Raw genomic sequence first — 11,753 nt, 5'->3', positions numbered from 1 at the left:
AATTTAAAGATACTTGAGTCACTTGTGATCACTGCAGATAAACTCCATGCCGCATGGCAATTGATGCGAGCAGACAAACCGATTGGCACCTATCTCTTGTTATGGCCAACTCTCTGGGCTTTATGGATCGCCGCAGGTGGCTTACCCAGTTGGGATCTACTGTTTATCTTTACCTTTGGGGTATGGGTGACTCGTTCAGCCGGCTGCGTCATTAACGACTTTGCAGACCGCAAAGTGGATGGCCATGTAAAACGCACCTCCGAAAGGCCGCTACCAACGGGCCGCATTACTAGCAAAGAAGCCATTGGCTTGTTCGTCGGATTAATGCTGATCGCGTTTATCTTAGTGCTATTCACGAACAAAGCCGCGATCTTGCTATCGCCCATCGCTCTGTTATTAGCCTTCAGCTACCCCTTTATGAAGCGCTACACCCACTTCCCCCAAGTCGTTTTGGGTATGGCGTTTGGTTGGGGAATTCCGATGGCCTTTGCTGCAACCTTAGGCGAAGTGCCATTAGTCGGCTGGTTAGTCTTCCTTGCTAAAATTTTATGGACGGTCGCTTATGACACCATGTACGCCATGGTCGATCGGGATGATGATTTAAAGATAGGCATCAAATCGACAGCTGTATTTTTTGGCCAATACGATCGCATGGCTATAGCCGGCCTACAGATTGCTGCTCTTGCTGTACTGGTTTGGATTGGAATACTGGAATCCCTTGGAATCTATTTCTATCTTGGACTGATAGGTGCTGTAGGGTTCTTTATCTACCAGCACTGGCTGATAAAAGATCGTGAACGCATGCCCTGTTTCAAAGCATTTTTAAATAATCACTATGCTGAACTAGTTGTTTTGGTGGGATTAGCTGCTGATTACGCACTGTAAAACGTCATTGTCATCTTTTTGTAACGAAAGCATCATTTAATGAGGTCAATGAAACAGATGAGAGAGTTACCATGAGTCGTTCCAGACGCATACTGATCGTTGATGATGAATCCGCTATTCGTGAAATGATTGTAATGGCACTAGAGCTCGCCGGCTTTGAGACACTAGAGGCCTGTGATGCAAAAACAGCCCATGCCATGGTCATTGATGAAAAGCCTGACATGATGCTGCTCGATTGGATGATGCCTGGTACCAGCGGAATAGAGCTAGCCAAACGCCTTCGCAGCGACCCTACCACCAAAGACCTACCGATCATCATGCTGACGGCGAAAGCTGATGAAGACAATAAAATTCAGGGCCTTGAAGCGGGTATAGATGATTACATTACTAAGCCTTTTTCACCCAAAGAGCTGATCGCTCGCTTAAAAGCGGTTCTTAGAAGAAGCCTTCCCGAGAGTGATGAGGGCGCCATCTCAATCGGTGGGATTATTTTAGATCCAGTCTCACATCGGGTTTCGGATGCTTCCGGCCAGTCGCTCAATCTAGGTCCAACAGAGTTCAAACTGCTTCATCTGTTTATGACACATCAAGATAGAGCCTATTCCCGGGGCCAATTATTAGATATGGTTTGGGGCGGGAATGTCTATGTGGAGGAGCGAACAGTGGATGTGCACATTCGACGTCTTCGCAAAGCACTAGGGCCAGACCTTGGTAATTTAATCCAAACAGTTCGTGGTACAGGATACCGTTTTTCAACCAAACTCTAGGATAGATTTGTGACCGAATCGATAGCACGCCAACTACTTGGCCTTCTCAGCTTTACTCTTGCTGGTGCAGTTCTCGGTTTTTTTACAAGTCACAACCTAATACTGGGTGCATTATTTGGCTCTTTGCTTTGGTCGATATTGAGTTCGCTGCTGAACGCAAAGTTAGTCACTTGGCTAGACCAAAATCTCAGCTCGCCAGATCCTAAATTACCCTTTGAACAGGGGCGTATTGTTCGCTCGATAGCCAACTATCGGAATAAGACGGAAGCAGAATACGATGAGATCCATGCCGATATGGATCAGTTTCAAGCAGCCACCTCTGCCATGAAAGACGCCATCGTCATCATTGATAATCAAGACAATATTGAGTGGTGGAATAATGCCGCTGAAGAGATATTAGAGATAACCATTGAGCAGAAACATAAAAGGGTACAGGAGGTCTTTTCTGAACCTAATTTCTTAGAATTTTACTCTCAATCGTCTCATATCGCTTCATTCAAAGCAGACTCAGCAGACCAGAAAAGAGTGCTTGAGTACCGTGTAGAATCCTTTGGTGAAGGTGACAAAGTTCTCATTGTTAGGGATATCTCTGAGAGCGAAAAAATTGGCCTTATGCGTCATACCTTCTTAGCCAATGCGTCACACGAACTGAGAACTCCAATCACAGTTATTCATGGGTATCTGGAGACATTACAAGAGCAAGAGCTGCCCAAACCAATACAAAAAGCGATCCACTCTATGCAGTCTCAGAGCAGTCGTATGGCTGCTCTGATTGCTGACCTTCTAACCCTTTCTCGCTTGGAAACCAGCTCAGAAAATAAGAGCCGAAAGCCCATTTTCATTAGAGAAATGCTAGAAAGGATCACAGAAGAAGCAAAAGAGGTGTCAGGGCCAAAACAGCATCAAATCTCACTCGAAATGGACCAAGGCTTTGAGATTCTTGGTAATGAGGGCGAGGTACGCAGCGCTCTATCCAACCTCGTGTTCAATGCGGTCCGATATACTCCGGCTAACGGAGTAATTGATATAAAACTGAAATCCGTCGACACCAGTGTACTGTTTTCGGTGACCGATACCGGTGTCGGTATACCAGCAGAGCACATTCCAAGAATCACTGAACGCTTCTACAGAGTGGATGAAGGGCGATCCCGCGACAGTGGTGGTACAGGACTTGGACTGGCCATAGTGAAACACGTGTTGGTTCGGCACAATGCTAAGTTGGGAGTTACTAGTAAACCGGGTGAAGGCAGCCGATTTAGTGTGACCTTCCCTGAAAGTCGAGTGGTTAAGATTTAGCAGCGCTTACTTTAAACGCCCCTGCTCACCATCAGCTTCATACTCTTCCACCCAAAAGATCGTCGCACCAATCACGGCCGCCGGCATCAAAATCAGATTCAATAGCGGCACCAACATACCAAGCTGAATCACCGAGCCTAGACTTAACGCAGACCAACGGCGCTCTTTCAATAACCCCTTCATTCGCTTGAAAGTCAGACCGTTATTATCCATCGGGTAGTCGATGTACTGAATCGCCATCATCCACGCACTGAAGATGAACCAAAGCACTGGGGTCGCTAGGTTGATGAGCGGTATAAAGCCTAGAATCAACAAGAGCAAAACCCTTGGAATAAAGTACGCCAACTTAGCTAACTCACGCGCGAGGGTGCCGGGAATCATCTGCAATAGGCTGAGTTCATTGCTGATCGCATCGCCTCGCAGACGCTGCTCAACCCGTTCTGAAAGGATACCGTTGAATGGCGCGGCTATAAAGTTCGCAACAACCGAGAAGCCGTAATAGACCATCAGCACCAAGACCAGTGCGAAGATAGGCCATAAGAAGTAGATTAGATAATCCAACCACCCCCAATCGGGTAACCAGAGCGCGATTAGAGCATCAACCCAAGCAGAGAAGTTGGTCACCAGAAGATAGATCGCCCCAACAAAGATGACTGTATTGATCATCAAAGGTACCAATACAAAGGCGCGAAGACCGGGCTCCGACAGCATTTTGAAACCGCGGCCTAGATAGGCCAACCCTGAGAAAGGCGAGTTCGTGCGCATGGTGAATTACGCTAGGAAGTTTAGGTAGACTCGAATCACAACCGCCAGAATCATGCCGCTCAGACCGATGCGGTTGATACGAAACTCGGTTGGGTTAAGTTTGAGTAGCGGCTCCCAAAAGCGAATGATCGCTTTCCAATCGCCACTGCGAGTTCCATACATGGCCAGAGAGATGATGTAGATGCCCAAGCCACCCCAGAATAGGAAGGGCTCCATCGCTGCTAAATAGTAGTTCATTCAATTGTCCTTATTGTGTTGCGCAGTGCTGCTGCTTTTGACGCATCAGAAGACGGCAGCCATCGCCGCGACTGTTCAGATCGTAGCAGGCAAAACGAGCCCACTCTTTCTCATCTTCAGTCTTCTCTTCTTGGAACTCAGGCACCCCATCACAGAAGCTCTCTGCACGTTCGGCAACGCCCCAACAACCGCGTAGATACTGACCGGCATCGACCGTACACGAGATGCTTAAGCACTCAGCAATCTGACCAATAGCATCATCAAAACAAGCTGCGTCCGTTTTTACCCTACCCTGCTCTTCACCCTTAGCAAAGAACTCGGCAGCAGCCTGTTGTCGCTCTGAATTGAACGCTTCGAGCCAATCATCACCGGCAAACTCTACCCAGAGGTAGAAGCCGATGCCTGACATTAAAATAAGAGCCCAGATGATCTTTTTAATCACGCAACGTCTCGCTTATTGGGTTTATAGAGGCCAACGATGGTTAACAGCAGACCCAACACACTCAGCAGCATGCCGCCGTTCACCAACAGTGGGTAGCGCACCATAAAAGGAATAAAAGGTTGTTCTGTCTGTGGATCACACTCTGAGAGAGTATAGTCGTAGAAACCACCGGTCGCCGTGCAGCTCTCGATCAAGTGCTGCTCGTACATGTAAGCCCCCATCAGTGCGAGGCTTGGAACAATCAGAAGAATAAGACCCAGTCTAAGCATTACTCTTCGTCGCTGATCCCTATGTTTGAGATGCCTTGGTTTTCACCAAGTTCACGCAGTGCTGCAATGGTTGCAGCATTCTGTTTAGCGCCGTTTAGCTGTTCCAGAACTTCGCTCTGAAACGCATCTTCATCCAGCATCATATCGTGTGAGTTGATCATGCGGATCAGCTCTTCATCTGACATCTGATCGTCCGCTTCAGCAAACTCAATGTAAGCCGATACGGTTTCGTAAGAGAGGTTTGATACCGCAACTGCGTCGCTCGCCTCTTTCTCTAGCTTACACATCAGCGTTGAGTAGAGCGCCAGCATGGCATCGCGGGCAGGAATGGCACCAAAGGTGTCAAACTCATCGAGATCCACCAGGTTATCGTCTACATGGCCGAGCTGAACGTCGTAGTTTAGCTTGCTACCGTTTTGGGCCAGTTCACCCCATACGCCATCAAGCACTGTGCGCATGCGATCTAAATCACCAAACTCCATCAACTTGGAGAACAGCGCGAAGTTATTGAACATACGCTCGGTCAGCGCAGCAGAGAAGGCAACCTGCTGCCAGTGCTCAAGGTTACGAATCTCAGTTTCTAGTTCATTGGGATCTAGCATCGATGCCTACCTTTGCCATTGATTAAAGACGTACTTCAATACCGCGCTCGCGCATATACGCTTTCGCTTCGGGTACTGTGTATTCGTTAAAGTGGAAAATAGAGGCGGCCAGCACTGCGTCGGCTTTGCCTTCAATACAGCCATCAACCAAATGATCTAGGTTACCAACGCCACCTGATGCGATGACAGGAATGGTCACCGCTTCAGACACTGCGCGAGTCACGCCTAAGTCATAACCACTTTTCACACCGTCTTGGTCCATGGAGGTCAGTAGAATCTCACCCGCACCAAGCTCTTCCATCTTTTGCGCCCATTCAACAGCATCTAGGCCGGTAGGCTTGCGACCACCGTGGGTAAAGATCTCCCAGCGGCCTTCTTCATCTGGAGCAGAGACTCGTTTCGCATCAATCGCCACAACAATACACTGGCTACCAAAACGATCCGCGGCCTCTTTGACAAACTCGGGGTTAAATACGGCCGCCGTATTAATAGAGACCTTATCAGCGCCAGCATTCAATAACGTACGAATATCATCACAGGTACGAACACCACCGCCAACGGTCAACGGGATAAACACTTGCGACGCCATACGCTCAACCGTATGCACCATCGTGTCACGGCCTTCATGGCTGGCTGTGATATCCAAAAAGGTGATCTCATCAGCCCCCTGTTCGTCGTATCGACGGGCGACCTCAACTGGATCACCAGCATCACGAATATCGAGGAACTTAACGCCTTTAACGACGCGTCCGTTTTCGACGTCCAGACAAGGGATAATGCGCTTCGCTAGTGCCATCTATAAATCCTTACTTAGCCGTCAGCTGATCGCTAAGAGCCTGTGCTTCAGCCACATCCAGTGTGCCTTCATAAATAGCTCGGCCAGTAATCGCACCCAAAATGCCTTGGTCAGCCACTTCCGCCAATGCACGGATATCGTCGATGTTCGTGACACCGCCTGAAGCGACAACAGGAATACCGCCCTGTACCGCCAGATCAACGGTAGCCTCTACGTTAACGCCCTGCATCATGCCGTCACGAGCGATATCGGTGTAGACAATTGAAGAGACACCGTCATCACGGAAACGTTTAGCCAGATCAACCGCCATGACGTCAGTCACTTCCGCCCAACCATCAATCGCAACGCGGCCATCTTGCGCATCAAGACCCACAATTATTTTGCCTGGGAAGGCTTTACACATCTCGGTAACAAACTCAGGCTCTTTAACCGCTTTAGTACCGATAATCACGTAAGAGACGCCGGCATCTAGGTAGGCTTCAATGGTCTCTGCAGAACGGATACCGCCACCGATCTGAATCGGTAGATCAGGGTATGCTTTAGCGATCTCACGAACGATACCACCATTGACTGGCTCGCCTGCGAACGCGCCATTCAAATCGACAAGGTGCAAACGTCGACATCCCGCATCGACCCACTTTGCCGCCATATCAACGGGGTTGTCAGAGAATACGGTTGAGTCATCCATACGGCCCTGACGCAGGCGCACACATTTACCGTCTTTAAGATCAATCGCAGGGATAATTAACATTGAAGCTTTTCCTATGGGTGAACGACTTAAACTTGGCCGTTCCAATTTACAAAATTCTTTAGAAGCTGAAGGCCCGCTTTCGAGCTCTTCTCTGGGTGGAACTGCGTAGCAAAGACATTGTCTTTTGCCAAAGCCACATCAAAGTCGACACCGTAATTTGCGGTACCGGCAACCAATGCTTGTTCCGCCAACTTAACGTAGTAGCTGTGCACAAAGTAGAAACGTGTGTCGTTTTCTATGCCCTGCCAAAGTGGGTGATCAATACTCTGCTGAACCTGATTCCAACCCATGTGCGGCACTTTGAGCTTGTCGCCATTGTCGTCTTTAAGATCTTTACCAAAGAAGTTAACACGGCCTTCAAACTCGCCTAAACACTCCACACCGCCATTCTCTTCAGAGAAGTTAGTCAGTGCTTGGTAACCCACACAGATACCTAGGAAGGGCTTTCCAGAGCTGATCGCTTCGCTCACCTCTTGATCCACACCAAGACGGCGCATCTCTGCTACACAATCGCGAATAGCGCCAACACCTGGCAGAAGGACACGATCCGCATCGCGTACCTTCTGTGGATCAGCCGTCAACACGACCTGAGTGCCGTCGTTGGAAACCAGTTCAAGCGCTTTGGCAACCGAGTGCAGGTTACCCATACCGTAATCAATAACGGCAATCGTGCTCATAACTTATAGACACCCTTTAGTTGAAGGCATCATGCCGGCAGCACGATCGTCAAACTCCAATGCCATACGTAGAGCACGGCCAAAGGCTTTGAAAACAGTCTCCGCTTGGTGGTGAGTATTCTTACCGCGCAGGTTATCAATGTGCAGCGTTACGCCAGCGTGATTCACAAATCCGTGGAAGAATTCGCCAAACAGATCGACATCAAAACCACCCACAGAACCACGAACGAAATCGACGTGCATCTCTAAACCTGGACGACCCGAAAAGTCGATTACAACACGTGACAAAGCCTCATCAAGTGGCACGTAGGCGTGGCCGTAACGACGAATGCCTTTTTTATCACCAACTGCCTGCTTAAACGCTTGGCCCAGTGTAATGCCGATATCTTCGACCGTGTGGTGATCATCGATGTGTGTGTCACCATTCGCTTTGACGTTGATGTCAATCAAACCGTGGCGCGAAATTTGGTCCATCATGTGCTCAAGAAAAGGGACGCCAGTATCGGCTTTAAACTCGCCGGTACCGTCCAAATTGATCTCAACACTGATCTGAGTTTCTAGCGTATCGCGTGATACGTTTGCTGTGCGTGCAGCCATGTTTCTCTCCGCTAGTCATGCGCAAAGCGCAATTATAGCGAAATCGCGCTGGAAACGGCAGGTTAACTGGCTTTTTTTAATTTTCGACTACACTGAATGTAAATCCCTAATTTGGAACACACTATGAAAGTCGCTATTCGAATAATCGTCGCTCTACTTTTGCTGGCTGTTTTAATGGTTGGTGCACTGGCAGGCTACATGGCCTACCTGTTTGATCCCAACGAATACAAAGCCGAAATCGAGCAGCAAGCCAAAGAAAAAGCTGGCATTGAACTGGCAATAAATGGCCCGATCGGCTGGTCGCTCTACCCTACGCTTGCGGTGGAGCTGAGCGATATCTCTGCACAAACGAACGACTCTAAACAACAGGCCACCCTCGAAAACGCACGAGCCGTTATTAGTATCTCAGCACTGTTGGGCGGCAAAATTGAAGCGGACAGCATTCAAATCAGAGGGCTGATGCTCTCTATGCCCAATCAAGATCAAGGCAACCTCGATCTAGCCATCGATCTGACAACCGCCCTGCAATTCGATACCGAGAAGCAGATTCTGACTCTTTCAAACATCGATCTACGATTTGATGAAAGTCGCTTTAAAGGGTCAGCGACCGTCGACCTGAACAGCCTTGCCATGCAAGTGAATTTAGCAGGGGACCGCATCGATTTGGATCGCTACCTACCTTCAAGCGACACTGAAGCAAATAGTGTCTCTGCCGAAAAAGGCTGGCCAACAGATCCTATAGAGATATCACTGCCCATTGCTGATAACTCTTCTTACCAGCTATCGCTCGATACCCTTATCGTGAAAAAGCAGACCATTTCTGACATAAAACTCAGCGCCAAAACCAAAGGGGGCGTGCTGACCGTCGATCAGTTAGATGCTAAAGCCTTTGGTGGCTCTTTAAATGCCACTGCCGAGATTCGAGCAGATAACAAAGCGCCAACCTTAACGTTCAATCCAAGGTTTAAAGACATTGCCGCTGAACAACTGATGGCACTGGCTATGGAAGATCCCATACTCTCGGCCAAAGTCGACCTAGCAGGAACGCTGAGCACTAAGGGGACATCCGTTAAGGCATTCATCGAAAACCTCAACGGCAAAATGACACTGACCGCTGACGAAGGGGTAATCAAAGGGATCGATATGGCACAAGAGCTTTGCCAAAAGATCGAGAACATCACTTCGTTCGGCTTCAACCCTGACCAGGTCGACAAAACCACCCCGATTGCTAACCTGAGCAGCGATTTCATTATTAAAAATGGCGTTGTGACCAATCCTGAACTTCTAGCTAGTGTCGATGCCGCCAACCTAGATGCCAACGGGACCGTTAACCTGCCCAAACAGTCACTGGATTACACCCTTGGGCTTACCATAAAAGAGGACCTCTTCCAGAAGAGCTGTGGCATCAATCCAGCACTGCGTGGCACCCGTATCCCCGTCAATTGCAGAGGCACATTCGACACCGACCCTGTTAAACTCTGCAAACTGGATACCCGCTTTGTTGGTGACATGCTGAAGAAAGTAGCTGGCGAGAAGCTGCAAGCAGAGATCGACAAGAAAAAAGAAGCACTCGAACAGCAAGCCAAAGAGAAGCTACAAGACTCTCTTAAAGATAAATTGGGCGAACAGCTGAAAAGCCAAGACGCCGGATCTCTGATTAAAGGGCTGTTCGGTAATTAATAAAGAGACCGAATGGATAACAGTCACTTCTCTGCGATCGTGTTGAAATGGTTTGATCAACACGGTCGCAAACACCTCCCTTGGCAGCAGACAAAAAGCGCATACAACACTTGGATCTCTGAAATCATGTTGCAGCAGACCCAAGTAGCGACTGTGATTCCTTACTACAACGCCTTTATGGAGCGTTTCCCCACAGTCGAAGCCTTAGCCAAAGCACCGATTGATGAAGTTTTGCATCACTGGACCGGTCTGGGTTACTACGCCCGCGCCAGAAACCTGCACAAAGCAGCCAACATGGTCGTTAATGAGTTTAAAGGTCACTTCCCGCAAGACCCTCACCTGCTCGAGCAACTTCCAGGTGTAGGACGATCAACCGCTGCCGCGATCAGTTCCATTGCTTATGGCACCAAAGCAGCCATTCTGGATGGCAATGTAAAACGCGTCTTAGCACGATACTTTGCTGTCGAAGGTTGGCCCGGCAATACCCAAGTCGCTAATCGGCTTTGGGATCATGCCGATTCATTGACCCCGAATAGCCGCAATGCCGACTACACCCAAGCGATGATGGATCTTGGTGCGACACTCTGCACTCGCTCCAAACCCCGTTGTGCAGATTGCCCAATTAGCGACGGTTGTTTAGCTCTAAAAGCAGATCGCGTTACAGATTTTCCTGGATCAAAACCCAAAAAAGAGAAGCCCACAAAACAGACCTTTATGTTGTTGATAAAAGAGGGTGAAAAGTTCCTTCTCGAGCAACGGCCTGCGGCTGGCATATGGGGTGGACTGTGGAGTTTTCCAGAAGTCACAGACCTACGGGATATAGAGATGCACTGGGCGATTGATCAAGAGAAACTTGAGATCCTAGAGCCGTTTAGACACACCTTCTCGCACTACCACCTAGAGATCACACCCGTCGTCATCAATGCAGACTACCTGCAAGTCGAACACGTCATGGAAGAGCGAACCACACTCTGGTATAACAGCGTACAACCTAGCGAAGTTGGCTTAGCGGCGCCTGTTAAGACACTGATTGATACACTCAGCGCCGCACACAAGGAGAGTTAAATGTCACGCACTGTATTTTGTCGTAAGTACCAAGAAGAACTAGAAGGCCTAGAGCGCGCACCCTACCCCGGCCCAATCGGCCAAGATGTGTTCGACAACATCTCTAAAAAAGCATGGCAAGAGTGGACCGATCACCAAACCATGTTGATCAATGAAAAGCACCTCAACATGATGGATGCAGAATCGCGCAAATTCTTACAAGGCGAAATGCAAAAGTTCTTCGCTGGAGAAGATTTCGAGAAAGCCGAAGGCTACGTACCCACTAAATAAAGATTTTTTAAATCAGACTGTTGACACCCAAAGCAGATCTCGGTTTAATACGCGCCTCCAATGAGTTGCCTCGATAGCTCAGTTGGTAGAGCAGAGGATTGAAAATCCTCGTGTCGGTGGTTCGATTCCGCCTCGAGGCACCATTCTTTAAGGCTTGCAGATGTTGCAGGCCTTTTTTGTTTCTGAGCGATAACAGTACTCTTGTTGGCCAAGCTACTAATCACTCAACAACTCAAGAACGTCAGCCACTGATTGAGCGATGTCTTCTGGCGTTGCTGGCTCTTTCCCCAGCAAGGTCTTGGCAGCTCTGTTTAGTTTTCGAATTTGGTCGACTGTCTCTTCAGATTGATCACCATCCATGACTCTTTGTTTGAGTTTGCTTGTCGGGATATCACTGGCTGTGATGGTGGTGATATCAGTTGAGTTTAATCCGCCCAATAACCTATGAAGCTGGCCACGATTTTTTAGCCCTAACTCCTTAACAAGCTGATCGACAGCCTCCTGCTTGGCGGCACCTGTTTTGTGTGCTTTATTTTTCTTGGCTTTCTCTTGGTGGTGTTCAGGCTTTTCTTTCCCTTTTTCTGCAGTCGCCGGCGAGGATGTTGACAATAATGAGATAGAGAGAAGCGAGGCTAAAACTGTGCGAATGATCAT

Annotated in this window: 16 protein-coding genes and 1 tRNA gene; 7 read left to right on the top strand and 10 right to left on the bottom strand. The window is 48.6% G+C overall.

The window, feature by feature from the left end:
- The first annotated feature begins 24 nt into the window (after nt 1–24).
- The 3 genes from ubiA to phoR all read left to right on the top strand — a co-directional run bounded on the left by ubiA (nt 25) and on the right by phoR (nt 2,948).
- Nucleotides 25–885: a 4-hydroxybenzoate octaprenyltransferase gene (gene ubiA, locus XMD579_RS07615; protein ID WP_371731468.1), complete on the top strand. Its 861-nt coding sequence runs from the start codon at nt 25–27 to the stop codon at nt 883–885.
- Between the two features lie 71 nt (nt 886–956).
- Complete coding sequence (gene phoB, locus XMD579_RS07610) at nt 957–1,652, top strand: phosphate regulon transcriptional regulator PhoB (protein WP_173481835.1); 696 nt, start codon at nt 957–959, stop codon at nt 1,650–1,652.
- Between the two features lie 9 nt (nt 1,653–1,661).
- Complete coding sequence (gene phoR / locus XMD579_RS07605) at nt 1,662–2,948, top strand: phosphate regulon sensor histidine kinase PhoR (RefSeq protein ID WP_173506159.1); 1,287 nt, start codon at nt 1,662–1,664, stop codon at nt 2,946–2,948.
- Between the two features lie 6 nt (nt 2,949–2,954).
- Here phoR and cysZ read toward each other — a convergent pair whose 3' ends face one another.
- The 9 genes from cysZ to hisB are packed head-to-tail and all read right to left on the bottom strand — an operon-like array spanning nt 2,955 to nt 8,084.
- Nucleotides 2,955–3,713, bottom strand: coding sequence for a sulfate transporter CysZ (cysZ, locus tag XMD579_RS07600; RefSeq protein ID WP_173506158.1), 759 nt, complete (start codon nt 3,711–3,713; stop codon nt 2,955–2,957).
- A 6-nt stretch (nt 3,714–3,719) separates the two neighbouring features.
- Complete coding sequence (locus XMD579_RS07595; RefSeq protein ID WP_173481832.1) at nt 3,720–3,950, bottom strand: hypothetical protein; 231 nt, start codon at nt 3,948–3,950, stop codon at nt 3,720–3,722.
- A 10-nt stretch (nt 3,951–3,960) separates the two neighbouring features.
- Nucleotides 3,961–4,392 carry a hypothetical protein gene (locus XMD579_RS07590; protein WP_173484186.1) on the bottom strand — a complete coding sequence of 144 codons (432 nt, stop codon included), beginning with the start codon at nt 4,390–4,392 and terminating at the stop codon, nt 3,961–3,963.
- Nucleotides 4,389–4,661 (bottom strand): hypothetical protein, encoded by a 273-nt coding sequence (locus XMD579_RS07585; RefSeq protein WP_173482641.1) that lies wholly within the window; start codon nt 4,659–4,661, stop codon nt 4,389–4,391. Before XMD579_RS07585 ends, XMD579_RS07590 begins: the two co-directional genes overlap by 4 nt.
- Nucleotides 4,661–5,263: a DUF416 family protein gene (locus XMD579_RS07580; RefSeq protein WP_173482642.1), complete on the bottom strand. Its 603-nt coding sequence runs from the start codon at nt 5,261–5,263 to the stop codon at nt 4,661–4,663. The genes XMD579_RS07585 and XMD579_RS07580 overlap by 1 nt, the downstream gene beginning before the upstream one ends.
- Before the next feature lie 22 nt (nt 5,264–5,285).
- Nucleotides 5,286–6,059: an imidazole glycerol phosphate synthase subunit HisF gene (gene hisF / locus XMD579_RS07575; protein ID WP_173481828.1), complete on the bottom strand. Its 774-nt coding sequence runs from the start codon at nt 6,057–6,059 to the stop codon at nt 5,286–5,288.
- 10 nt (nt 6,060–6,069) lie between these two features.
- Nucleotides 6,070–6,810: a 1-(5-phosphoribosyl)-5-[(5-phosphoribosylamino)methylideneamino]imidazole-4-carboxamide isomerase gene (hisA, locus tag XMD579_RS07570; protein WP_173482643.1), complete on the bottom strand. Its 741-nt coding sequence runs from the start codon at nt 6,808–6,810 to the stop codon at nt 6,070–6,072.
- A 26-nt stretch (nt 6,811–6,836) separates the two neighbouring features.
- On the bottom strand, nt 6,837–7,487 hold the full coding sequence (gene hisH, locus XMD579_RS07565) for an imidazole glycerol phosphate synthase subunit HisH (RefSeq protein ID WP_173506157.1): 651 nt from the start codon (nt 7,485–7,487) through the stop codon (nt 6,837–6,839).
- Nucleotides 7,488–7,490: 3 nt separating this feature from the next.
- The gene (gene hisB, locus XMD579_RS07560) at nt 7,491–8,084 is read right to left on the bottom strand and encodes an imidazoleglycerol-phosphate dehydratase HisB (protein ID WP_173481825.1); all 594 of its coding nucleotides are present in this window, start codon (nt 8,082–8,084) and stop codon (nt 7,491–7,493) included.
- 123 nt (nt 8,085–8,207) lie between these two features.
- On the opposite strand from hisB, the gene XMD579_RS07555 reads away from it, so the two are divergent.
- The 4 genes from XMD579_RS07555 (at nt 8,208) to XMD579_RS07540 (ending at nt 11,242) form a co-directional block, all read left to right on the top strand.
- On the top strand, nt 8,208–9,764 hold the full coding sequence (locus tag XMD579_RS07555) for an AsmA family protein (RefSeq protein WP_173506156.1): 1,557 nt from the start codon (nt 8,208–8,210) through the stop codon (nt 9,762–9,764).
- Between the two features lie 12 nt (nt 9,765–9,776).
- Nucleotides 9,777–10,829, top strand: a complete 1,053-nt coding sequence (mutY, locus tag XMD579_RS07550; protein ID WP_173481823.1) for an A/G-specific adenine glycosylase — start codon at nt 9,777–9,779, stop codon at nt 10,827–10,829.
- The gene (locus tag XMD579_RS07545) at nt 10,830–11,099 is read left to right on the top strand and encodes an oxidative damage protection protein (RefSeq protein ID WP_173481822.1); all 270 of its coding nucleotides are present in this window, start codon (nt 10,830–10,832) and stop codon (nt 11,097–11,099) included.
- 67 nt (nt 11,100–11,166) lie between these two features.
- A tRNA-Phe gene (locus XMD579_RS07540) sits at nt 11,167–11,242 on the top strand.
- A gap of 73 nt (nt 11,243–11,315) precedes the next feature.
- Here the strand turns inward: XMD579_RS07540 and XMD579_RS07535 are convergent.
- Nucleotides 11,316–11,753, bottom strand: coding sequence for a hypothetical protein (locus tag XMD579_RS07535; RefSeq protein WP_173506155.1), 438 nt, complete (start codon nt 11,751–11,753; stop codon nt 11,316–11,318).

It is taken from the genome of Marinobacterium sp. xm-d-579, assembly GCF_013282935.1.
Classification (GTDB): Bacteria; Pseudomonadota; Gammaproteobacteria; order Pseudomonadales; family Balneatricaceae; genus Marinobacterium_E.
This window is presented reverse-complemented; position numbering and strand designations above follow the sequence as displayed.

What these genes read in the sequence shown, in the direction of transcription:
- phoB (WP_173481835.1), top strand. Translation starts at nt 957, where the DNA reads ATGAGTCGTTCCAGACGCATACTGATCGTTGATGATGAATCCGCTATT.
- cysZ (WP_173506158.1), bottom strand. Translation starts at nt 3,713, where the DNA reads ATGCGCACGAACTCGCCTTTCTCAGGGTTGGCCTATCTAGGCCGCGGT.
- XMD579_RS07595 (WP_173481832.1), bottom strand. Translation starts at nt 3,950, where the DNA reads ATGAACTACTATTTAGCAGCGATGGAGCCCTTCCTATTCTGGGGTGGC.
- XMD579_RS07585 (WP_173482641.1), bottom strand. Translation starts at nt 4,661, where the DNA reads ATGCTTAGACTGGGTCTTATTCTTCTGATTGTTCCAAGCCTCGCACTG.
- XMD579_RS07580 (WP_173482642.1), bottom strand. Translation starts at nt 5,263, where the DNA reads ATGCTAGATCCCAATGAACTAGAAACTGAGATTCGTAACCTTGAGCAC.
- hisF (WP_173481828.1), bottom strand. Translation starts at nt 6,059, where the DNA reads ATGGCACTAGCGAAGCGCATTATCCCTTGTCTGGACGTCGAAAACGGA.
- hisA (WP_173482643.1), bottom strand. Translation starts at nt 6,810, where the DNA reads ATGTTAATTATCCCTGCGATTGATCTTAAAGACGGTAAATGTGTGCGC.
- hisH (WP_173506157.1), bottom strand. Translation starts at nt 7,487, where the DNA reads ATGAGCACGATTGCCGTTATTGATTACGGTATGGGTAACCTGCACTCG.
- hisB (WP_173481825.1), bottom strand. Translation starts at nt 8,084, where the DNA reads ATGGCTGCACGCACAGCAAACGTATCACGCGATACGCTAGAAACTCAG.
- XMD579_RS07555 (WP_173506156.1), top strand. Translation starts at nt 8,208, where the DNA reads ATGAAAGTCGCTATTCGAATAATCGTCGCTCTACTTTTGCTGGCTGTT.
- mutY (WP_173481823.1), top strand. Translation starts at nt 9,777, where the DNA reads ATGGATAACAGTCACTTCTCTGCGATCGTGTTGAAATGGTTTGATCAA.
- XMD579_RS07545 (WP_173481822.1), top strand. Translation starts at nt 10,830, where the DNA reads ATGTCACGCACTGTATTTTGTCGTAAGTACCAAGAAGAACTAGAAGGC.
- XMD579_RS07535 (WP_173506155.1), bottom strand. Translation starts at nt 11,753, where the DNA reads ATGATCATTCGCACAGTTTTAGCCTCGCTTCTCTCTATCTCATTATTG.